General features: G+C 66.7%; 17 protein-coding genes. 6 read left to right on the forward strand and 11 right to left on the reverse strand.

Annotation, left to right across the window (positions count from 1 at the left end; genetic code table 11):
* The first annotated feature begins 201 nt into the window (after positions 1-201).
* From DOM33_RS14675 to DOM33_RS14685, 3 genes are all read left to right on the forward strand, one after another.
* On the forward strand, positions 202-633 hold the full coding sequence (locus DOM33_RS14675) for a TraR/DksA family transcriptional regulator (protein ID WP_110670224.1): 432 nt from the start codon (positions 202-204) through the stop codon (positions 631-633).
* A gap of 80 nt (positions 634-713) precedes the next feature.
* Positions 714-1,913, forward strand: coding sequence for a zinc metallochaperone GTPase ZigA (zigA, locus tag DOM33_RS14680; RefSeq protein ID WP_110670357.1), 1,200 nt, complete (start codon positions 714-716; stop codon positions 1,911-1,913).
* Positions 1,914-2,157: 244 nt separating this feature from the next.
* Positions 2,158-3,258, forward strand: coding sequence for an NADH:flavin oxidoreductase/NADH oxidase (locus tag DOM33_RS14685; RefSeq protein ID WP_110670225.1), 1,101 nt, complete (start codon positions 2,158-2,160; stop codon positions 3,256-3,258).
* 127 nt (positions 3,259-3,385) lie between these two features.
* Here DOM33_RS14685 and DOM33_RS14690 read toward each other — a convergent pair whose 3' ends face one another.
* The 11 genes from DOM33_RS14690 to DOM33_RS14740 all read right to left on the reverse strand — a co-directional run bounded on the left by DOM33_RS14690 (position 3,386) and on the right by DOM33_RS14740 (position 16,324).
* Positions 3,386-4,081, reverse strand: a complete 696-nt coding sequence (locus tag DOM33_RS14690) for an SDR family NAD(P)-dependent oxidoreductase (RefSeq protein WP_110670227.1) — start codon at positions 4,079-4,081, stop codon at positions 3,386-3,388.
* Positions 4,082-4,150: 69 nt separating this feature from the next.
* Positions 4,151-5,065, reverse strand: coding sequence for a GTP cyclohydrolase FolE2 (gene folE2 / locus DOM33_RS14695; RefSeq protein WP_110670229.1), 915 nt, complete (start codon positions 5,063-5,065; stop codon positions 4,151-4,153).
* An 82-nt stretch (positions 5,066-5,147) separates the two neighbouring features.
* On the reverse strand, positions 5,148-6,272 hold the full coding sequence (locus tag DOM33_RS14700) for a metal ABC transporter permease (protein ID WP_239495376.1): 1,125 nt from the start codon (positions 6,270-6,272) through the stop codon (positions 5,148-5,150).
* Positions 6,273-6,279: 7 nt separating this feature from the next.
* Positions 6,280-7,416, reverse strand: coding sequence for a metal ABC transporter permease (locus DOM33_RS14705; RefSeq protein ID WP_110670233.1), 1,137 nt, complete (start codon positions 7,414-7,416; stop codon positions 6,280-6,282).
* Positions 7,413-8,285 carry a metal ABC transporter ATP-binding protein gene (locus DOM33_RS14710; RefSeq protein WP_110670235.1) on the reverse strand — a complete coding sequence of 291 codons (873 nt, stop codon included), beginning with the start codon at positions 8,283-8,285 and terminating at the stop codon, positions 7,413-7,415. Before DOM33_RS14710 ends, DOM33_RS14705 begins: the two co-directional genes overlap by 4 nt.
* 70 nt (positions 8,286-8,355) lie before the next feature.
* On the reverse strand, positions 8,356-9,426 hold the full coding sequence (locus tag DOM33_RS14715; RefSeq protein WP_239495377.1) for a metal ABC transporter solute-binding protein, Zn/Mn family: 1,071 nt from the start codon (positions 9,424-9,426) through the stop codon (positions 8,356-8,358).
* A 153-nt stretch (positions 9,427-9,579) separates the two neighbouring features.
* Complete coding sequence (locus DOM33_RS14720) at positions 9,580-10,191, reverse strand: HAD family hydrolase (RefSeq protein ID WP_239495378.1); 612 nt, start codon at positions 10,189-10,191, stop codon at positions 9,580-9,582.
* Between the two features lie 436 nt (positions 10,192-10,627).
* The gene (locus tag DOM33_RS14725; protein ID WP_204352699.1) at positions 10,628-13,165 is read right to left on the reverse strand and encodes an EAL domain-containing protein; all 2,538 of its coding nucleotides are present in this window, start codon (positions 13,163-13,165) and stop codon (positions 10,628-10,630) included.
* A 247-nt stretch (positions 13,166-13,412) separates the two neighbouring features.
* Positions 13,413-14,048 (reverse strand): peroxiredoxin, encoded by a 636-nt coding sequence (locus DOM33_RS14730; RefSeq protein WP_110670237.1) that lies wholly within the window; start codon positions 14,046-14,048, stop codon positions 13,413-13,415.
* Between the two features lie 260 nt (positions 14,049-14,308).
* Positions 14,309-15,583 carry a DUF445 domain-containing protein gene (locus tag DOM33_RS14735; RefSeq protein WP_162617988.1) on the reverse strand — a complete coding sequence of 425 codons (1,275 nt, stop codon included), beginning with the start codon at positions 15,581-15,583 and terminating at the stop codon, positions 14,309-14,311.
* Between the two features lie 51 nt (positions 15,584-15,634).
* The gene (locus DOM33_RS14740) at positions 15,635-16,324 is read right to left on the reverse strand and encodes a C40 family peptidase (RefSeq protein ID WP_239495379.1); all 690 of its coding nucleotides are present in this window, start codon (positions 16,322-16,324) and stop codon (positions 15,635-15,637) included.
* Between DOM33_RS14740 and gloA the strand changes: the two genes are divergently transcribed.
* From gloA to DOM33_RS14755, 3 genes are all read left to right on the forward strand, one after another.
* Positions 16,323-16,853 carry a lactoylglutathione lyase gene (gloA, locus tag DOM33_RS14745; protein ID WP_110670241.1) on the forward strand — a complete coding sequence of 177 codons (531 nt, stop codon included), beginning with the start codon at positions 16,323-16,325 and terminating at the stop codon, positions 16,851-16,853. The genes DOM33_RS14740 and gloA overlap by 2 nt on opposite strands.
* A gap of 391 nt (positions 16,854-17,244) precedes the next feature.
* Entirely contained in the window at positions 17,245-18,900 is a 1,656-nt protein-coding gene (locus DOM33_RS14750) for an OpgD/OpgG family glucan biosynthesis protein (RefSeq protein ID WP_110670367.1), read from the forward strand.
* Positions 18,901-19,185: 285 nt separating this feature from the next.
* Complete coding sequence (locus tag DOM33_RS14755; protein ID WP_110670243.1) at positions 19,186-20,556, forward strand: Na+/H+ antiporter family protein; 1,371 nt, start codon at positions 19,186-19,188, stop codon at positions 20,554-20,556.
* Positions 20,557-20,565: the final 9 nt, after the last annotated feature.

A 20,565-nucleotide genomic window follows, 5' to 3' on the forward strand; every position in this document is an offset into this window, starting at 1 on the left:
ATTGATCCATACCGGCCGCGACCGAGCGTCGACTGCGACCGTCACGGCGTTGTCACATAGTGCGTAAATCCAGGGCTAAAGCGCATTAGACCTTCGCTAATGCACATCCCGAGTTCGCTTTCGCGCATCAGAAAAACGGTTGACTCTCATTTGTTATGTTATAACGTATACTTGTTTCGCGCCGCGGTAGAGGAAGTCGTAATGCCAATGTCCGTCATCGACAGCGATACCGAGCTACTGGCGATGCCAGCCGCCGATTACATGAACGACGCGCAGTTGGCGTTCTTCCGTGGGCGGCTCGAGGCCGAGCGCCGAGAGCTGGAAGCGACTCTCGAGCAGACGCGCGCGACCATCGTCGAGAGCCGGGGCGACGGCGACGATGCCGACCTCGCCGCCAACGAGGAGGCGATCGGCTTGGCGCTGCGCCAGGCCGATCGAGAAACACGACTGCTGCGGAAGGTCGTCGCCACGCTGCGGCGCCTCGACGAGGGTGACTACGGCTACTGCGAGGAGACCGGCGCGCCGATCGGCTTGCCTCGACTCCTGCTTCGCCCCACCGCCACGCTCTGTCTGGAGGCCAAGGAGCGTCAGGAACAGCGCGAGCACCATTACGCCAAGCGTCGCTCGGCATGAAAATCCGCTTGAAGATCATTGGGGCCAACCATCTGGCAGCCCGTCGGCGTGCGGCCCAATATCGCGATCAGGAGATCCGCATGAACCCGCTACCCGTCACCGTACTCTCCGGTTTTCTCGGCGCCGGCAAGACCACGGTGCTCAACCACCTGCTCAACAATCGTGGCGGGCGTCGCATTGCGGTGATCGTCAATGACATGAGCGAGCTCAACATCGATGCCGCGCTGGTGGAGCGCGAGGTGGGTTTCAATCGCTTCGACGAGAAGCTCGTCGAGATGAGCAACGGCTGCAGCTGCTGCACGCTGCGCGAAGACCTGCTGATCGAGGTGGCTCGGCTCGCCGATGAAGGGCGCTTCGACCATCTGGTGATCGAATCCACCGGTATTTCCGAGCCGCTACCGGTGGCGGAGACGTTCACCTTCGCCGACGAGCAGGGACGCAGCCTCTCCGACGTGGCGCGCCTCGACACGCTGGTCACGGTGGTCGACGGGGTCGACTTTCTGAATCAGTACTACGCGGCGCGATCGATCGCCGAGGCCGGTCAGAGTCTCGGTGAGGAGGACGAGCGCAACGTCGCCGACCTGCTGGTCGACCAGGTCGAATTCTGCGACGTACTCCTGATCTCCAAGACCGATCTCGTCGCGCCCGAGCGGCTCGAGGAACTCAAGGCGGTTCTCGCCACGCTCAACCCCGAGGCCGATATTCTTCCGATCCAGCAGGGCCAGGTCGCGCTCGAACGCGTGCTCGACACCGGCCGCTTCGACTTCGAACGCGCCCAGCGCGCCCCCGGCTGGCTCAAGGAGCTGCGCGGCGAGCACGTACCGGAAACCGAGGAGTACGGCATTTCGAGCTTCAGCTTCGAAGCGCGGCGGCCGTTTCACCCCGAGCGTTTCTTCGCGCTGCTCCACGGCGACTGGGGCGGCGGCAAGCTGCTGCGATCGAAAGGCTTCTTCTGGCTCGCCAGCCGGCCCGAGTTCGCCGGTCAGTGGAGTCAGGCGGGCGGCATCGCCCACCACGGTTTCGCCGGCCTGTTCTGGCGGGCGGTGCCGGAGGCGAGCTGGCCGCAGGACCCCGACTACCGCGAGGCGATTCTCGAAAAGTGGCAGGAGCCCTTCGGCGACATGCGTCAGGAACTCGTCTTCATCGGTCAAGGTCTCGATGCCGCCGACCTTCGTGCCCGGCTCGACGCCTGCCTGCTCAGCGAGGACGAGACCGCCCGCGGCAAGGCGTACTGGGCGACGCTGCCCGATCCCTTCCCGCCGTGGGAGGAAGCCGCCTAGCGGTGCCCTGCGTTACGTCGCTCGGGCCCGCCAGGAGATCGAAGGCGTGACGGCATCGGTTCTGTGGACTGGTCTCCACCAGAAACTTCCCCGGCCCCTGGCCGGGGTTTTTTTATGGGCGTGTATGACGGAGGACGAGAAGGAATAAGGGGTGGGAGCGTGTGAACGCGGCGAGCGACATTGCCAAGGAATTATTAGCCGACTACATTTTTCGTCATTCCACTTAGGTCTCAGGAGATTGCACATGTCCTCCCCGAAACTCTTTACGCCGCTGACCCTCGGCAAGCTCGAGCTGCCCAACCGTATCGTCATCTCGCCGATGTGCCAGTACTCCGCCGACGAGGAAGGCAGCATGACCGACTGGCATCACATGCATCTCGGCCATCTGGCGCTCTCCGGTGCGGGCCTGTTGATGATCGAGGCGGCGAGCGTGGTCCCCGAAGGGCGCATTACCGCCGGCGACGTCTGCCTCCACTCGGATGCCAACGAGCGCGCCATGGCGGAGACGCTCGCGGCGGTGCGCGCGCATTCGCCGATTCCCATCGGCATTCAGCTCGGCCACGCCGGACGCAAGGCCTCCTGCCACGCGCCGTGGGACGGCGGCGAGCAGCTCAGCCTCGACGAGGGCGGCTGGGAGACCGTCGCGCCGTCCGCCGTTCCCTATCAGCAAGGTCAGCGCGTCCCGCGTGAGATGACGCTCGACGACATCGAAGCGCTCAAGGCGAGCTTCGTCGAATCGGCCAAGCGCGCCGAACGGCTGGGGCTCGAGCTGATCGAGCTGCACGCCGCCCACGGCTACCTGCTCCACGAATTTCTCTCGCCGCTCTCCAATCAGCGCCAGGACGCGTACGGCGGCAGCCTCGAGAACCGCATGCGGCTGATCCTCGAGATCTTCGATGACGTGCGCAAGGTCTTCCCGGCCGACAAGCCGGTGGGTATCCGCATCTCCGGCAGCGACTGGGTCGAGGGCGGCTGGGATCTCGAGCAGAGCGTGGCGCTGGCCAAGGCGCTCGACGCCCGCGGCTGCAGCTTCATCGACTGCTCCGGCGGTGGCCTCGACCCGCGGCAGACGCTGAACGTCGGCCCCAACTATCAGGTGCCGTTCGCCCGGCGCATGAAGCAGGAGGTCGAGATGGCCGTCATCGCCGTCGGCCTGATCACCGAGCCGGAGCAGGCCGAAGGCATCGTCTTCAGCGGTGAGGCGGACGCTGTCGCGCTGGCTCGCGGCATGCTCTACAACCCGCGCTGGCCATGGCACGCCGCCGCCACGCTGGGCGCGACGGTGCATGCCCCCAAGCAGTATCTGCGCAGCCAGCCGCACCAGCTGAAAGGGCTGTTCGGCTGATCTCAACGGCGCCAGGGGTCACGCCAGACTGACGATGCCTCGCTTCGAGAGATCGAGGCGGGGCATCGTCGTATCGATCACGCGTCGTTGGCGCTGACGCCGCGCGCCGCGCCGTCATGCGTCCGCGTCAGACCGTGCTTTCGACCTGCCAATGGATCGGGATTTCGGCGATGGCGGCGGAGGGCGGCAAGTCCAGCACCATCTGGACGACGCGGGCGACGTCCGCCGGCTGGGTGATCCCGTCGCCGTCCAGGCCGCCGGCCACGGCCATGTCGGTAGCCACCGGGCCGGGGCAGATCGCGGTGGCGCGCACGCGGGTTTCGGCGCTGCAGTGGCGCAGACCGTGAACGAACGCCTGCGCCGCGAACTTGCTCATGGCGTAGAGCCCGGAGCCTGCCGACTTCACCCGCTTGCCGGAAAGCGAGACGATCGAGACCACCTTGCCCTGATCCGCTTCGCACAGATACGGCCATGCCTGCTGGGTCAGGAGCATCGGCGCGCGGGCGTTGACCGCCATGACGCGATCGAACTCGTCGCTGTCGGCTTCCAGTACCGACGAACGGCTGAGAATGCCGGCGTTATTGACCAAGGCGTCGATCCGGCCGAACGCGCGCACGGTCTCCTCGACCCAGGCGCGGCCGCTGTCGGCGTCCAGCGCGTCGTAGTGGCAGACGCGCCAGCCGTCGCGCGTCGGCTGCTCGGCCGGCGGGGTGCGACAGCCCAGGCTGACGCGCCAGCCGGCGGCGTAGAGGGTGTCGGCGATGGCAGCGCCAATACCGCGATTGGCGCCGCTGATCATGGCGACGGGGGCGGTGGTGGACATGGTCTCTCCCGATGCGAGGCGGTCAAAGGTGTAAGCCTAGGCCGAAACGCACAATACCGCCGCCGTCACTCAAGCGTATGGCGGGTAGTTCCACTCGGCGCGGGCGACGGCGTCGTGGGCGTGTAGGCTTTCGGCGTGCTGGATGTCGACGCGATACCCCTCTACGTCGGCCAGCGCGTCGCAGTGCTGCGCCAAACGGCGCGCGGCGTCCTCGCAGAACATGAGGTTGTCGCCATTGCGCTCGGCGAAGGCCTGCTCGTCGGCACGTTTCACCAGCGTCTGCACCGGTGTCTGCAGGCACTGCTCGAAGGCGTCGATACGCGATTCCAGGGTCAGGGAAGCACCGGCGGCGAGGCGCAGCGAGAGATCGGCGCGGCTGCGCTGGCTGTGCGGCGTCGGGAAGCGCCCGGCGTGCTCGATCCACTCGGCGACCGTCGCCGAGTCGGCGCTCGCTTGCGGATTCTCCCGCGCCCACTCCCGCCAGTCTCGTGCCATGGCGTTGCGTGCCAGCGCGGTCGAGCAGGGGCAGGTGGATGAGTACGTCAGGGCGATACCCAGCGTCGTCTCGAGCCGGCCCCGCTCACCGCTCAGGCTCAGGGTGATCGGATAGTGACGCCAGCCGCTCGCCTCGCTCAGCAGGGCCGGGCGGCGCAGCGGCAGTTCGACGCGAAGGACGAGATGCAGCCGTTGGCTGATCTCCCCTTGGCTAGCCAGCAGCGCCTCGCCCAGCGCCGGCCAGGATTCGGCATCGAGCGGCGTATCGTCGAAGGCGTCGAGCAGGCGATAGAGCCGTGACATGTGAATGCCCCGATGGCCGGCGGCGAGATCGACGCCGACATCGGCGTAGGCAGACAGTCGCGTGCCATCGGGAAGCAGAATGCGGCAGGCGATGCCCTGCATGCCCACGTGCTGCAGGGCGCGCGGCCCGTGAGACTGGCCGTCGCGTTCGGCGGCGACATCCGGGAGAGGGCTCAGCTGCGTCATGAAATCGGCACCATTGATTATGTTATCTCATAACATAAAATAGCCGGCCGAAAAGGACAACGTTCGATGCCCGCCCGACGGCTCACCGCCGGGTCGGTTCGAGAATCTCCCGGGCGATCTCGCGGCCCTGCGGGGTCAGGCGCAGCAGTTCGCCGTCGCGCACGATATGGCCCAGATCGAGACCGCGAACGATGGCATGGCGAGCGTGTTCGTGGCTCCAGAGCAGGTGCTCGCGCAGCGCCCGGGCGACGTTCTCCTCGCCCTGATTGGGCTCGCCCTCGTGATTGTAGAGATGCACCGTCAGCGTGCGGCTTTCGTTGAGACGCCGCTGGCGACGGCGGGCCGCGGCCTGCGCGACGAGGCCGTAGCGCGGGCCGGCGAGAAAGGCAGTGAGCAGAAAACCGCCGGTGACCACGGCCATCATGCCGCCGATGGAGACATCCAGCATCACGGCGAAGGCATAGCCGAGCACGCTGGAGGCGAGCGAGATGCCGACACCCAGGAGCAGCATCAGTCCGAGGCGGTCGGTGAGTAGATAAGCGGTGGAGGGGATGACGATGACAAAGGCGACGAAGAGCACCGCGCCGACGGCGTCGAAGGCGGCCACGGCAGTGGCGCTGGTCAATAGCAGCAGGGTGTAGAAGAGCAGGCCCGGGGCGAAGCCGAGCGCCTTGGCCAGCGCCGCATCGAAGGTCGCGAGCTTCAGCTCCTTGAAGAAGACCCCGACGAAGAGCGCATTGATCGTCGCCATGGCGGCCATCGACAGCAGCGACTGGGGAACGGGGTAGCCGCCGACGTCGACGGTATCCAGCCAGACGAAGCCGATCTCGCCGAGCAGCACGGTGTGGGTGTCGATGTGCACGTTACCGGCGTAGAGATTGAGCAGCAGCACGCCGATGGAGAAGAGCAGCGGGAATACCAGGCCGATGGCGGCGTCCTGTTTGACCCGGCGCGAGCTGACCAGTAGCTCGGTGAGAAACACCGTCAGCAGGCCGGTCAGTGCGGCGCCGAGAACCTGCAGCGGGCCGCTCTGCTGGTGGGCGACCAGCCAGACCACCACGATGCCGAAGACGATCGAGTGGCCGATGGCGTCGGCGAGCATGCTGGTACCGCGCAGCACCAGGAACGTACCGACGAAGGTAGCGGCGATGCCCACCAGCGCGCCGACGGCGACGATCATCACCGCCGGGTCGTTGAATAGTGTCATCAGCATCTCAGTCGCCCCTGGCGTTGAAACTATCGAGAATCCGCGCCGCCTCGTCGTGCCCGGCGCCGGTGAGCGTCCAGTGCAGCGCGTTCTGCGGTGGCTGACGCCGAGACTCGACGAAGCCGCGTTTCTCCAGACGCGAGAGCGCCGCCCGGGTTCGCGTGCGGTGGTAGCTGTCGAGCAGACCCTGCTCGCTCTGGAAATCGCGATCGCCATGACGCTCGGCCAGGCGATAGAGCGTGGTCAGCAACTGCTGATGACGCAGGCGACGGCGCTGGCGGCTGCGCTGCACGAGCGCCCACAGCAGACCGCGACGCGGAGCGAAGAGCAGCGACGCGATGACGATGAGCGAAACGCTGATCACGATCAGCGGCCCGGTGGCGAGGCCGCGCCCGAGGGTGCTGATCAGTGCGCCGCTGACGCCGGAGACGATGCCGAACAGCGCCGCCAGCGGCACCATGGTCTCGAGTCGCCGGCACCACTGGCGTGCCGCCACGGCGGGCGCGATGACCATTGCCGCCATCAGCACCACGCCAACGATCTGCAGACCGACCACGACTGCCAGCGCGATCATTACGGTCAGCGTCACCTCCAGCGCCAGCACCGGCATGCCGAGTGCTCGGGCGAAGCCGGGGTCGAAGCAGACCAGCTTGAACTCCTTCCAGAGTCCGATCACCAGCAGGAGCGACAGCAGCGTCACGCCGGCCATGATGACCAAGTCACTGCGCAGCGTGGCTGCCGCTTGCCCGAAGAGAAAGGCGTCTAGCCCGCCCTGGGCGGCGTTGTTGGTGCCCTGGATGTACGTCAGCAGGACCACGCCGAGGGCGAAGAAGGTGCTCAGCACGATGCCCAGCGCAGCATCCGTCTTGAGCCGACTGTAGCGGGTCAGCGCCAGTACCAGCAGTGCGGCGGCGGCACCGGCGAACAGGGCGCCGAGCATGATCGCGCCGAGTTCGCGGGCGCCGGCGACGAGAAAGCCCAGACAGATCCCCGGCAGCGCCGCGTGGGAGAGGGCGTCGCCGAGCAGGCTCTGCTTGCGCAGCACCGCGAAGCTACCCAGCATGCCGCTGACCAGCCCCAGCATCAGCGCGCCGAGGATGACGTTCTGGACCGTGTAGTCGGTCAGCAGGGCGTAGGCGCTCATGGCGTGTCGCGCCGTTCGGTCGATGCCTCGGACGTGTTGCGCTCGCTGGCGCTGTGCTCGCGGGCCTTGTGCTGGGCGCTCGGCGCGGTCGTTGCATCGATCACGGGAGCGCCGGCGCCGGTGTTCTCGAGTAGCGCAATCTGTCCGCCGTAGGCGCGGCGCAGGTTGTCGGCGGTATAGATCTCCTCCACCGGCCCCTGGGCGACGACGCGCACGTTGAGGATCAGCAGCCAGTCGAAGTAGGTGCGTACCGTCTGCAGATCGTGATGGACCACGATCACCGTCTTGCCGGCGTCACGAAGCCCGCGCAGGATCTCGACGATCGCCCGCTCGGTGGGGGCATCGACCCCGGCCATCGGCTCGTCGAGAAAGTAGATGTCCGCCTGCTGAATCAGCGCCCGGGCGAGGAAGACGCGCTGCTGCTGCCCGCCGGAGAGCTGACTGATCTGCCGGTTGGCGTAGTCCTGCATGCCGACCTGCTCGAGCGCCTCCCGCGCGCGCTGACGATGCGCCTTGCCGGGGCGGCGCAGCCAGCCGAGCTGCCCGTAGAGGCCCATGGTGACGACGTCGAGCGCGGTGGTGGGAAAGTCCCAGTCGACGCTCGAGCGCTGCGGCACGTAGCCCACCCGCTTGCGCTGGACGCGATAGGGGCGGCCAAACAGTGTGACGTGGCCGGCGATCGGCGGGGTGAGTCCCAGAATGCTCTTGATCAGCGTGCTCTTGCCGGCGCCGTTGGGGCCGACGATCGCCGCCATCACGCCGGGCGGGATGTCGAAGTCGATGTCCCACAGCACCGGTTTGCTCTGGTAGCTGACGGTGAGGTCCTCGACGTGCAGGGCGAGGTCGGGTTCATGCAGTCCGAGCGGCATCGTCTGACTCCTCAGAGTTGGCGGCGGTGCGGCCAAGGGTGGTTGGTCGCGGCATCGGTTGGCGTCGGCATCAGCGCGCAGTGCTCAGCCGCTGGCCGTCGTCGGCGCCGCGTGCATCGACGGTCGTGGGATCGAGATGCCAGCGCGTCGCCCAAGGGGCGAGCGCCGCCGGCAGGGCCGGTGCCTCACCGCCGAGAGCGGCGACGATGCGCTGCGTATTGGCGTAGAGCATGCCGATGTAGGTACCGCTGGCGGTGCCGTCGTCACCCATGGCATCGGAGTAGAGCTCGCCACCGATCTCGACCGGCTGGCCCTGGCGGCGGGCAGCATCGATCACGGCCTGAGTGGTGCGCGGGTTGATGGTGCTCTCGACGAAGACGGCGGGAATCCGGCGCTCGGCGACCACGCTTGCCATGTTGCGAATGTCGGCGATGCCGGTCTCGGTCTCGGTGCTGATGCCCTGGATGCCCACCACCTCGATGGCGTAGGCGCGGCCGTAGTAGTTGAAGGCGTCGTGAGCGGTCACCAGGATGCGCTGCCCGGCGGGGATGGTCAGGATGCTGTCGTGAATCCAGCCGTCCAGCGCCTCGAGTTCGCGGGCATAGGTGGCGGCGTTGGCGGTGACGGCAGCGCGGCACGCCGGGCGCTGCTCGCTGATCGCGTCGGCGATGGTGGGCACCAGGCGCGCCCACAGGCCGACGTCCATCCACAGGTGGGGGTCGATGCCGTAGGCGTCCTGGGTCCGGATCAGCGAGTCGCCATCGATCGACGCCTCGGCCACGCCGAGGGTGGGTTTCATCTCGCCGAAGCGCCCGAGCACGCGGCCGAGCTGGCCCTCCAGCGAGTAGCCGGCGTAGAGGATCAGGTCGGCGTTGCGCAGCGTGTAAACGTCGCCGGCGCTGGCGCGATAGAGGTGCGGGTCGATGCCGGAACCCATCAGCGTGGTGACCTCGACGCAGTCGCCGCCGAGGCGCTGAGCGATCTCTCCCACCATGCCCACCGTCGCCACGACGGCGAGCGGCGCGACGCTCGACCGAGACATCTCGTCGTGGGTAGCGGTCTGGGCCGGTGCCTTGGGGCTCAGCAGGGCGACCGATGCCGCCGCGAGCACGAACAGCGCCGAGAAGACGGTGCGATGCATGAATTCACCCCGGTTAACTAGTATTCCTCTGGTTTCGTTTTATAGCACCGGTTCACGACGCTGTGAAGGCGTCTTTGGCAGGCAAGCGAGGAGGGGATGACGCCAGACACCGCGGGCGATACGAATGCCGCTTTCGAGCGACGAGCGCGGCGATCAACGAAAGGCCGGCTGCAGGTGCTCGAGCAGCGCCCGGCAGTCGTCGAAGACGTGATCGGCCTGGGCCAGGGCACGCGGGGAGACGTGGTTGACCAGCAGCGTGCGTGTGCCGGCGGCGCGGCCGCAGGCCATGTCCAGGTGGCTGTCGCCGACCATGACCATGCGCTCGGGGGCGATGGACCAGCGGGCGACGAAGTGCTCGAGCCCGCCTGGGTCCGGCTTGGGCGCGGCTTCGTCTCGGCCGAGCACGTCGTGAGGCGCGAAGCAGTCCTCGAGCCCGATCGCCTCCAGCGTGATGTGCGCCAGCGCCTTGGCGTTGCGGGTCAGGATGCCGAGACGGTAGCCGCGCCGGCAGAGTTCGCGAATCAGCGCGACCGCCCCGACCGCGGCGGTCGAGCGCATCGCCAGCTCGCGCTCGTGTTCGAGCAGCCAGGCGTGCTTCGACTCGCGCTCGGCGGCCGGCAGTGTCTCCAGGTGGTGGAGGATGTCGGCATCGTCGGGGATGGCGAGTTCCCGTCGAATGGCGGGGAAATCGTGCACGCCGACGGTCAGCGTACCGTCCATGTCGAAGACCCAGTGGTCCAGGCGAGCAAGGGGCGTAATGGGCATGGGCGGCAGTCTCCGGCGGGCGGGAATTTCAGCGTAGCAGCGTCGAGCCGTCGGTGGCACGGGCAGGCCGCGCCGGCGCCGCGCTGACGCATCGGTGTCCGAGATGGCCGTTATCGACGCCTTCAATTTCTCGTCACACTGGCGTGTTCTTATCCTGGGTGCCAGTCCTGCCTCCACCCCCCTACCCAGGAGAAACAGCGTGAAGATCCCCGCCCGAGTCAAAGCGCTGATCCTACTGGCGGTCGCGATCTACCTGCTGGCACGCGGGGTTCGAGGGCTCGTCCTGCTGCTTGCCGCGTCGCCGGCCTGCCTTTCGCCTCGGGGATCGTCATCTGTTGCGCGTCGCCGCGCATTGAAGTCCTGCAGCCGCTGCTAGCTTCGGCGAGTGTCTCGCTGACGGTGTGCGCACCCTCTCTCTCGATCCATCGCGGCTGTACTACCGCGTTTGGACGACGTCGTCGGACAAGCGCGGCCGAACCGCCAGCAGCGCTTCGCTAAAGCGCTCGCTCGTCATCGGCCGGCCGGTCAAGAAGCCCTGGATGCGGTGGATCGGAAAACGCTCCAGCGCCATCAGTTGGGCCTGGGTCTCGACCCCCTCTGCCACGACTTGAAGCTCCAGCTCGCGAGCGAGCCCCGTCACGGCGGCGAGAATCGCCTGACTGCCCCGGTCGCTGGTGTCGGAGCCGGTGAGCGACTGAATGAAGCGACGGTCGATCTTGAGCGTGTTGATGGGCAGCTCCTGCAGATAGCTCAGCGAGGAGTAGCCGGTGCCGAAGTCGTCGATGGCGACCGCGCAGCCCAGATCGCGCAGCGCCCGGATCACGCGGACGGCTTCCTGTTCCTTATCGAGCAGGGTGCTCTCGGTCAGCTCGAACGTGATCAGGTGGGCGGGGAGGCCGTGATCGACGAGCTGGGCGTGAACCCACTCCACCAGCTCGCGCTGCCAGAACTGGCGGGCGGAGAGATTGATGGCCACGGGGACCGGCTCGAGTCCGGCGTCGATCCAGCGTCCGAGCTGCGTCGCGACGGTAGCGAACAGGCGCTCGCCCATCGGCAGGATCAGCCCGGAACGCTCGGCCAGCGGGATGAATTCGCCCGGCGAGACCTCGCCGAGCTTGGGGTGGTGCCAGCGCATCAGCGCCTCGGCGCTGCGAAGCTCGCCGCTGTCGCGGTCGAACAGCGGCTGGTATTGGACGTCGAATCCGTCGCCCGTCTCCATGGCGTCGCGTAGCGCGCTCTCCAGCATCAGGCGACGGTCGTGCTGGGTATGCAGGTCGGCGCGATAGAGACGGTAGGTGTTGCGACCTTCGTGCTTGGCCCGATACATCGCGGCGTCGGCGTGATGCATCAGCGTTTCGACCGTGTCGCCGTCGTCGGGATACAGGCTGATGCCCAGGCTGCAGCCGACCCGGAAATCCTCGTCCCCCAGGCGGAAGGGCGCGCGAATGGCGTCGTTGAGACGACGAGCGGTGTGCAGCGCGTCCTCGGGCGTGTCGATCTCGGGCAGCAGTACGATGAACTCGTCACCGCCGAGGCGCGCCAGACTGTCGTCCTCGCGCAGGACCTCGGCGAGCCGGGCGGCTACCTGGGTCAGCAGGTCGTCGCCGGCGGCGTGGCCCAGCGTGTCGTTGACCTGCTTGAAGTGATCCAGATCGATGAAGATGACCGCCAGCCGCTCTGCCTGCCGATGGGCGTGGCGGATCGCCAGTGACAGGCGGTCCTCGAGCAGGCGCCGATTCGGCAGCCGGGTCAGCGCATCGTAGTAGGCCAGGCGTCTCACCCGCTCTTCGTTCTCGCGCAGGTGGGTGATGTCGTTGAACAGCGCGGCGTAGTTGGTGATATCGCCTTCGTCGTTACGAATGGCGGTGATGGTCAAGAGCTCGAGATAGAGCTCGCCGTTCTTGCGCCGGTTCCATATCTCGCCGCGCCAGCCGTCCTGCGCTCTCAGGGTCGCCCACAGATCGCGATAGAAATCGGCGTCGTGCCGCCCGGAGGAGAGCATTGCCGGCGTGTGGCCGACGCAGTCGGCCAGGGTGTAGCCGGTCATCTGCGTGAAGGCGGGATTGACGAACTCGATACGTGCCCTGGCATCGGTGATGATGATCCCCTCGAGCGACGAGTCGATCACCTGCTGGGCGAGCTGGAGGTCGTGCCGCGAGAGCGCCAGCGCCCGGTCGCGTTTGTCGAGGGCATCCCGCAGGTCCTCGAAATAGAACTGTTTGGCCCCGTTGAGCATGTCGTCGAAGCCCAGCAGCCCCGTGACCTCTCCGTCGGCGTCGAGCACGCCGAGATGGCGGGCGCGATGCTCGATCAGCAGATCCCGCGCGCGGAGCAGGACGTCGTCGTGATTCAGGGTCAGCAGCGGCCGGCTCGCCAGTTCGCCGATCGTGGTGGCGCCGGGGTGGCACGCCACGAAGCGCACCAGGTCGCGCTCGGTGATGATCCCGAAAACGTCGTCGCAGCGGACGATGGCGGCGTCGTGGGCATCGTCGCGCATCGCGCGTGCCGCGGCCCGCAGGCTGTAGTCGCCGGGAAGTACCAGCGGCGCGCGGTGCATGGCGCTCTCGATCTCGCGCAGTCGCAGATAGGACTCCAGCCCCTGGTTGAGGACGAGATCGGTTCGCGACACGATCCCTTGCGGCCGGTCGTCGGCATCGACGACCAGCGCTTGTCGGCTGCTGTGGGTGGAGAAGCGTTCGGCCACCTCGGCAAGGCGCGCGGTGGTGACCACCCGCGGCACGTCACGTGTCATTACCTCGGTGACCGGGCGACGGACCGACGACGGGTCGTCGAAGTCCACGTCCAGGCAGTCGCTTTCGGTCCAGATACCTTCGACCTCGTCTCCCTGCATGACCAGGATCGAACTGCAGCAGCGCTCGGCCATACGCCTGGCGGCCTCGAAAAGCGGCGTCTCGGGACTGCAGCGGAGTAGACCGGTCTGCATGATGCGGTGGACGGGGAGATCGTCGAGCATGCGTGACTCACAGCAATTCAGGGGGGGGGCTGATTGTAACAGTCGGTTAGCGAGACGGGGCTGCGTCACCGCGTCCTCGGCGTCGGGCGCTGACGCGGCGAAAGCGGCGGGCCGGTGGCAGAGAGCCGGGTTTCGAATCGTCCGGCGCGGGGCGGGGCAGGCAGGCTGTCGCGACGACACGAAAACGCCCGCGCTTGTCACGGCGCGGGCGTCGTCGGTGAATCGCCGCTGCGAGCGGCAGAGCCGGTTACTTGTTCGGCTGCTTGGTCACGCGCAGGTAGGGCTTCTTCTCGTCCCAGCCGTTGGGGAAGAGTTCCTTGGCCTGCTCGTCGTCGATCGACGGAACGATGATGACGTCGTCGCCGTCGGTCCAGTTCACCGGGGTGGCGACCTTGTAGCCGTCGGTCAGCTGCAGGCTATCGAGGACGCGCAGGATCTCGGCGAAGTTGCGACCGGTGCTCGGCGGGTAGGTGATGGTCAGGCGCACCTTCTTGGCCGGGTCGATGATGAACACCGAGCGCACGGTGTTGGTGCCGCTGGCGTTGGGGTGGATCATGCCGTACTTCTCGCTGACCGAGCGGTCGGCGTCGGCCAGCAGCGGAAAGTTGAGCCCGCAGCCTTGTGTCTCCTCGATATCGCCGACCCAGCGGGTGTGGTCGTCGAGCGGATCGACGGAGAGGCCGATCGCCTTGGTGTTGCGCCGCTCGAACTCCGGCTTCAACCGCGACACTTCGCCGAGTTCGGTCGTGCAGACCGGGGTGAAGTCCGCCGGGTGGGAGAACAGGATGACCCAGCCGTCGCCGGCCCACTGATGAAAGTCGATCTTGCCCTCGGTGCTTTCCTGCGTGAAATCCGGGGCGGTATCGCCAAGCTGTAGCGCCATGACTTTCTCCTTTACCGATGATGATCCCGAGCCGGTGATGGCCGCGAGATCGCGAATCGAACGCTCATCATGCCGGGCAGCGGCGACGCTGTGAAACGACCGATAGCGATAATCTCATGCCGCCGCGTCGCACGATGTCGTGTGCAGAGTAACGTGGTAGCCGCATCGGCATTTCTCAAGGGCCACGCCGACACGCTGTCTCGACCGGCGGCGCTTCGTTCGGCGATGTCTCGGCAGACGGCGGATCGACCGGCGTTGTTTCAGCCGGCCAGAAGCAGCGCGAGGGCGGTCAGGCCGTGGATCGCCACCCCGATCAGCCCGCCGACGAGGGTGCCGTTGATGCGGATGTACTGCAGGTCGTTGCCGACGTTCTTCTCGATCTGCGCGACGATCTCGTCGCTGTCGAGGCTATCCAGGTAGCGCTCGATCCAGGCATCGACATGCGGGCCGCTGCGCTGCACCAGCGGCGGAATGACCGCCTGGGCCTGATCGTTCAGCCACTGGCGCGCTGCCGGGTCGTCGGCCAGGGAGTCGGTGTACCAGCCGATGAAGCGCTCGAGATGGCCCTCGATCTCCGAGTCGTCGCTTGCCAGATCCTGTGAAATCCACGCCACGATGTCCTCCCAGACGGCGCCGAGCCAGTCGGCCAGGCGATCGTTGGCGAGCAGGTCGTCGCGCAGCCGGTCGAGGCGCTCGTGCAGCGCCGGGTCGGAACGCACCTGCTCGATCAGCGCGGCGAACTGCGTGTCCAGGTGGTGGCGCAGCGGATGGTCCGGGTCGTCGCTCACCGCCTGGATCAGCTGTGCGCTCTGCTCGACGATGCGCTCGCGGACCAGCCAGCCGGCGAGCCGGTTGAGGCTCACTTCCCGCCCCATCACTTTGGGATTGAACAGCCGAAAGACGGTATCGGTGATGAAGTGCTTCACCCGCTCCTGGTTCTCTTCCACGGCAAGCCAGACCGACAGCCGCTTGAGGCTGTCGTCGAGCAGCGCCTGATGGCGGCGCTCGGCGACCAGCACCTGCAGCGAGGCCGCCAGGGCCCGTGAGGTGTCGAGCCTGCCGAGCTGATGGCGCAGCGCCTGGGTGAGAAACGCCCGCGCCGCGTCCTGGCGCACGGCGGCCAGCGCCGCTGCCATCGCGCTCGCGAGTCGCTGAGCCACCGCCTGACGGCGTGTCGGCCGGGAAAGCCAGTCGACCAGGGCGGTGGCGAGGTCGAAGCGGGCGACGCTTTCGCGCACGTAGCGTTCGTCGAGAAAGTTCTCGCGGATGAAGCTCGAGAGGCTGCGCCCCAGCCGCGCCCGGTTCCGTGGCACGATCGCCGTATGCGGAATCTTCAGCCCCAGCGGGTGGCGAAAGAGTGCGGTGACGGCGAACCAGTCGGCGATGCCGCCGATCAGCGCCGCCTCGGCGAAGGCGGTCAGCCAGACGAAGCCGGGATAGGTACGCTCGAGCCCTACGCCGCCGACGTAGAGCCCGGCGGCGCCGAGCAGACAGAAGCCGGCGATGCGCCGGCGGTCGGGTGCGGATGCGGACAAGCGATAAGCCTTGATGGAAGTGTCAGCAGCGGTCGCGCGGCGTTCACGCGGTCACTGGGTGGGGGCAGCCGCGCCGAGATAGTGGCGCTGCCAGTAGCGCACGTCCAGCGACGACACCGTCACCGTGCGGCCACTGCCCGGGGCATGGATCATCTGCCGGTCACCCATGTAGATACCCACATGGGTCGCGCGGCTGCCGGCGCCGAAGAAGAGCAGGTCGCCGGGTCTGGCCACGTCGATCTCGTCGAGCGTGTGGTACTGATCGTTGGAGGTGCGCGGCAGTTGCACGCCGATCTTGGCGTAGGCCATCTGCGTCAGCCCCGAGCAGTCGTAGCCTCGCGGTGTGGAACCGCCCCACTGGTAGGGCGTGCCGAGCGCGTCTTTCGCCGCCGACATCACCAGAATGCGGTTGATCGAGAGATTGTCGCCGTCGATGGCGGGGCCGACATCGCGGGTGACGATCGCCTTCTGTGAGCTGCAGCCGGCGAGCAGCATCAGCGCCAGCAGCGTGAAAAGCATCGAGACGCGACAGCGGCGAGACACCTGAGGTGCACGCCCGACGGGCAAGTGGGGAGTCGTGACTAACGGCATGAGACGCGGATCCTGGCCGGCGGATACCGCCCGAGTGTAGAGCAGCGCCATGCGGGGCAAAAGCGCCCGAGCGCTCGTTGACGCCTTGAGAGTGGCTCGCTCGCCCCCATCTTGGGCGACACGACCGCGCTCTTCAAGGAGGTTTTTCATGGCGTATTCCGAAGAAAAGGTGTCCGGCGTCGAGCCGGCGCCGACCGAGACTCAGGGCTTCGTGCTCAACCACACCATGCTGCGCGCCAAGGATCCCGCGGTGTCGCTTGCGTTCTATACCCGGGTCTTCGGCATGCGGCTGCTGCGCAAGCTCGACTTTCCGGAGATGCAGTTCACGCTCTATTTTCTGGCGCACGCCGACGCCGACGAGATCCCGACGGACGACGGCGAGCGCACGGCCTACACCTTCGGCCGTCGCGGCGTGCTCGAGCTGACCCATAACTGGGGCAGCGAGAACGATCCCGAGCTTTCGTATCACGACGGCAATGCCGAGCCGCAGGGCTTCGGACATATCTGCTTTTCCGTGCCGGACGTCGCGGCCGCGGAGCGCTGGTTCGACGACAATGGCGTCGAATTCAAGAAGCGTTCGAACGACGGCAAGATGAAGAACGTGATCTTCGTCAAGGACCCCGACGGCTACTGGATCGAGGTCGTGCAGCCCTCGCTCTCCAAGGATCTCGGCGCCTGACGTCACCTCTCTTCAGTCTTCGTCCGGACCGATACGCGCTACCCCAGCCGCCCGGCCGCGACAAGCGGCCGGGCGGTCGTCGTTCGGGCCCTGTGTATCCAGCGTGTGGTGTCTTGGTTAGTCCCACGTAGCGTCGGCGGCAGCGACTGAACCCCGAGCGCGTTTCGACGTCTGAGCCTGGAACCGCGCACGGCAACAGCGTTTGATGCAGCGCGATCGGTTATGCTGCGTTTCGGCTGTCGGCCCGTGCCGGCGTCCGCCGGGTCGGCGTTCGAGCGCGGATTCATTCACACGTATGACGGCTCGTACGAATGGCTGTTCGTACGCATGGCTGTTCATACGCATAGCTGTTCACACGTAGCTTTCAGACGGACAAGAGGACGGGGTGTTCATGGATCGTAGAAGTGTGCTGAAAAGCGCCATTGCCTTGGCGGCCTGGTACGGCCTGCCGTCGGCGCCACTGTTCGCGGCGGCGCGGGCCTCGAGCGATATCGCCGACGGCGAGTCTCAGGCGTTCAGCTTCGACTGGCTCAAATCCTACGCCGAAGCGTTGGGGGCGAAGGCGTACGAGAGCACGGTGCGGCAGCTGCCGCCGGCGCTCGCCAATCTGACCCCGCAGCAGTACAACGCCATCGGCTACGACCCGGACCACTCCCTGTGGCACGACAGGAACGGGCCGCTCGACATTCAGTTCTTCCATGTCGGCATGGCGTTCAACCAGCCGGTACGGATGTATGCCGTGGATGGCGAGTCGGGCCGGGCGCGGGAGATCCATTTCCGGCCCGAGCTGTTCGACTACTCGGGAGCCGAGGTCGATTCCTCGCAGCTCGAGGGGCAGAGCGATCTCGGCTTCGCCGGTTTTCGCGTGTTCAAGGCGCCCTCGCTCACCGAGCGGGACATCGTCTCTTTCCTGGGCGCGAGCTACTTCCGCGCCGTCGACGACACCTACCAGTACGGCCTGTCCGCGCGCGGCGTGGCGGTGAACACCTACGCCGACGGCAAGCAGGAGGAGTTCCCCGCCTTTACCCGGTTCTGGTTCGAGACCCCGGAACCGGACGCGACCACCTTCACCGCCTATGCGCTGCTCGATTCGCCGAGCCTGGCCGGCGCCTACCGCTTCGTCATCCACTGCGAAGACGAGCGCGTGGTCATGGAGATCGACAAGACCCTCTATCCGCGGCAATCGATCACTCAGCTCGGCATTACCCCGATGACCAGCATGTTCAGCTGCGGCACCCAGCAGCGCACCATGTGTCACACCTTCCACCCGCAGATTCACGACTCCGACCGGCTCTCGATCTGGCGCGGCAACGACGAGTGGGTCTGCCGGCCGCTGAACAACCCGCCGCGGGTGCAGTTCAACACCTTCGACGACGACAGCCCCAAGGGCTTCGGCCTGCTGCAGACCGATCACGACTTCGACAGCTACGAAGACATCGTCGGCAACTACCACAAGCGTCCGAGCCTGTGGGTGGAGCCCCAGGGGCAGTGGGGTCGTGGCGCGCTGCAGATGCTCGAGATCCCGACCACCGGCGAGACCATGGACAACGTGGTGGCGTTCTGGAAACCCGAGAAGCCTGTCGAGCCGGGTCAGTCGCTGCACTACGCCTACAAGCTCTACTGGAGCGCGCTGCCGCCGACGCGTACCGACCTGGCGCGCGTGCGCAAGACCTTTACCGGCATCGGCGGCTTTCCCGAAGGGTGGGCGCCGGGCGAGCACTACCCGGAGACCTGGGCCCAGCGCATCGCGGTGGACTTCGTCGGCGGCGATCTCAAGCGCCTCTACGACAACGACATCAACGTGCACACCCAGCTCGACGTGCCCGAGGGTGAGACCAAGGAGCTGGAGATCCTGTGGGTCGAGGAGATCGAGGGCTTTCGTATTCAGTTCGACTGGTACCCGACGTCGGACTCGACCGACCCCGTCAACATGCGCCTGAGCCTGAACGCCGAAGACCGGACCATCAGCGAGACCTGGCTCTATCAGTACTTCCCGCCGGCCCCCAGCGAGCGCGAGTATCCGCCGCACCCGGCCGCCAACGGTTGATCTCACGGGATGACGGTTGATCTCACGGGGTGACGGTCGATCTCACGAAATGACGGTTGACCACTTCCCAACATTGCGCTCGACCCCAGCGGGGCGGCCCATCGGCCGCCCCGCTGTCGTTTTCGATACTCGCTCTCCGGCCGGAATGGCTGGCGTTCGCCAGCGGGGGCGATATCATCGGCGGCTTCGCGAAGGGGCGCCCGGTGTTGCAGACGCGTAAGAGCGCCGGTGACGACATGGGCGAATCACGACCAAACGACGAGCGATGACAACAAGGGGCGACGAATGAATGCGGTGGTTCTGGCCATTCTGATAATGGTCACGCTGAGTCTGGCGCGGGTGTCGGTGGTGTTCGCACTCATCACCGCGGCGCTGGTAGGGGGCTGGTATGCCGGTATGCCGCTCGACGATATCCTGACGGCCTTCAACGATGGCCTGGGCAACGGCGCCACGGTCGCCATCGCCTACGCCGTGCTGGGGGCTTTCGCGGTGGCGCTGTCACGCTCGGGTATCACGCAGTGGCTGGCGCGAGGGGCCGTCGAGCGGCTCGACCTCGACGGTGGCGGGATGCTCAAGCGGCGCCCCATCATTCTGGCGCTGCTCGGCGCGCTGGGGCTGGCGGCAGTGAGTTCGCAGAACCTGATTCCGGTGCACATCGCCTTCATCCCGATTCTGGTGCCGCCGCTGCTGACGCTGATGAACCGGCTCCAGCTCGACCGCCGGGCAGTCGCCTGCGTTATCACCTTCGGCATCACCGCGCCCTACATGCTGCTGCCGGTGGGCTTCGGTGCGATCTTCCTCAACGACATCCTGCTGGCCAACCTCAACGCCAACGGCCTCGACGTCGAGGCCGCCCAGGTACCGCTGGCGATGGCGATTCCCATCGGCGGCATGGCGCTGGGGCTTCTGGTGGCGGTGTTCGCGAGCTACCGACGCAAGCGCAATTACGCCGACCGGCCACTGTCGGTGAGTGGAGCGAATCAGGACAGTCGCGAGCACGACGAAAGCGTTGCCGAAGTGGTCGCCGACGGTCGTCTCAAGCTGTGGCAGAAGCTTTTGCTGGTCGCAGCGCTGGTGGGCACGGTGGGGGTGCAGCTCTACACCGGATCGATGGTGCTCGGCGGTCTCTTCGGTTTCGCGCTGCTTTCGGTGAGCGGCGTCTTTCGCTGGCGCGAGCAGGACGGCGTCTTCACCGAAGGCATGCGGATGATGGCGCAGATCGGCTTCATCATGATCGCCGCGGCGGGCTTCGCCAGCGTGATGCAGGCGACCGGCGCGGTAGAGAGCCTGGTCGCCGGTTCCACCGAGGTCATCGGCGATCACCGCTGGCTGGCGGCGCTGGTGATGCTGGTGGTAGGGCTTTTCATCACCATGGGCATCGGCTCGTCGTTCTCGACCATTCCGATCATCGCCTCGCTCTACGTGCCGCTGGCGCTCAACTTCGGCTTCTCGCCGATGGCGACCATCGCGCTGGTGGGGGCCGCCGCGGCGCTGGGTGATGCCGGCTCGCCGGCGTCGGACTCGACTCTCGGCCCTACCGCTGGTCTCAACGCCGACGGCCAGCACGACCACATCTGGGACAGCGTGGTGCCGACGTTTCTGCACTACAACGTGCCGCTGCTGATCTTCGGCTGGGTCGCGGCGATGGTGCTCTGAGCCACGAGC

It is taken from the genome of Salinicola halophilus, from assembly GCF_003206155.1.
Taxonomy (GTDB): Bacteria; Pseudomonadota; Gammaproteobacteria; order Pseudomonadales; family Halomonadaceae; genus Salinicola; species Salinicola halophilus.

Coding starts and splice junctions, on each gene's coding strand:
- DOM33_RS14675 (WP_110670224.1), top strand. CDS start 202: ATGCCAATGTCCGTCATCGACAGCGATACCGAGCTACTGGCGATGCCA.
- zigA (WP_110670357.1), top strand. CDS start 714: ATGAACCCGCTACCCGTCACCGTACTCTCCGGTTTTCTCGGCGCCGGC.
- DOM33_RS14685 (WP_110670225.1), top strand. CDS start 2,158: ATGTCCTCCCCGAAACTCTTTACGCCGCTGACCCTCGGCAAGCTCGAG.
- DOM33_RS14690 (WP_110670227.1), bottom strand. CDS start 4,081: ATGTCCACCACCGCCCCCGTCGCCATGATCAGCGGCGCCAATCGCGGT.
- folE2 (WP_110670229.1), bottom strand. CDS start 5,065: ATGACGCAGCTGAGCCCTCTCCCGGATGTCGCCGCCGAACGCGACGGC.
- DOM33_RS14700 (WP_239495376.1), bottom strand. CDS start 6,272: ATGACACTATTCAACGACCCGGCGGTGATGATCGTCGCCGTCGGCGCG.
- DOM33_RS14705 (WP_110670233.1), bottom strand. CDS start 7,416: ATGAGCGCCTACGCCCTGCTGACCGACTACACGGTCCAGAACGTCATC.
- DOM33_RS14710 (WP_110670235.1), bottom strand. CDS start 8,285: ATGCCGCTCGGACTGCATGAACCCGACCTCGCCCTGCACGTCGAGGAC.
- DOM33_RS14715 (WP_239495377.1), bottom strand. CDS start 9,426: ATGCATCGCACCGTCTTCTCGGCGCTGTTCGTGCTCGCGGCGGCATCG.
- DOM33_RS14720 (WP_239495378.1), bottom strand. CDS start 10,191: ATGCCCATTACGCCCCTTGCTCGCCTGGACCACTGGGTCTTCGACATG.
- DOM33_RS14725 (WP_204352699.1), bottom strand. CDS start 13,165: ATGCTCGACGATCTCCCCGTCCACCGCATCATGCAGACCGGTCTACTC.
- DOM33_RS14730 (WP_110670237.1), bottom strand. CDS start 14,048: ATGGCGCTACAGCTTGGCGATACCGCCCCGGATTTCACGCAGGAAAGC.
- gloA (WP_110670241.1), top strand. CDS start 16,323: ATGGCGTATTCCGAAGAAAAGGTGTCCGGCGTCGAGCCGGCGCCGACC.
- DOM33_RS14740 (WP_239495379.1), bottom strand. CDS start 16,324: ATGAAAAACCTCCTTGAAGAGCGCGGTCGTGTCGCCCAAGATGGGGGC.
- DOM33_RS14750 (WP_110670367.1), top strand. CDS start 17,245: ATGGATCGTAGAAGTGTGCTGAAAAGCGCCATTGCCTTGGCGGCCTGG.
- DOM33_RS14755 (WP_110670243.1), top strand. CDS start 19,186: ATGAATGCGGTGGTTCTGGCCATTCTGATAATGGTCACGCTGAGTCTG.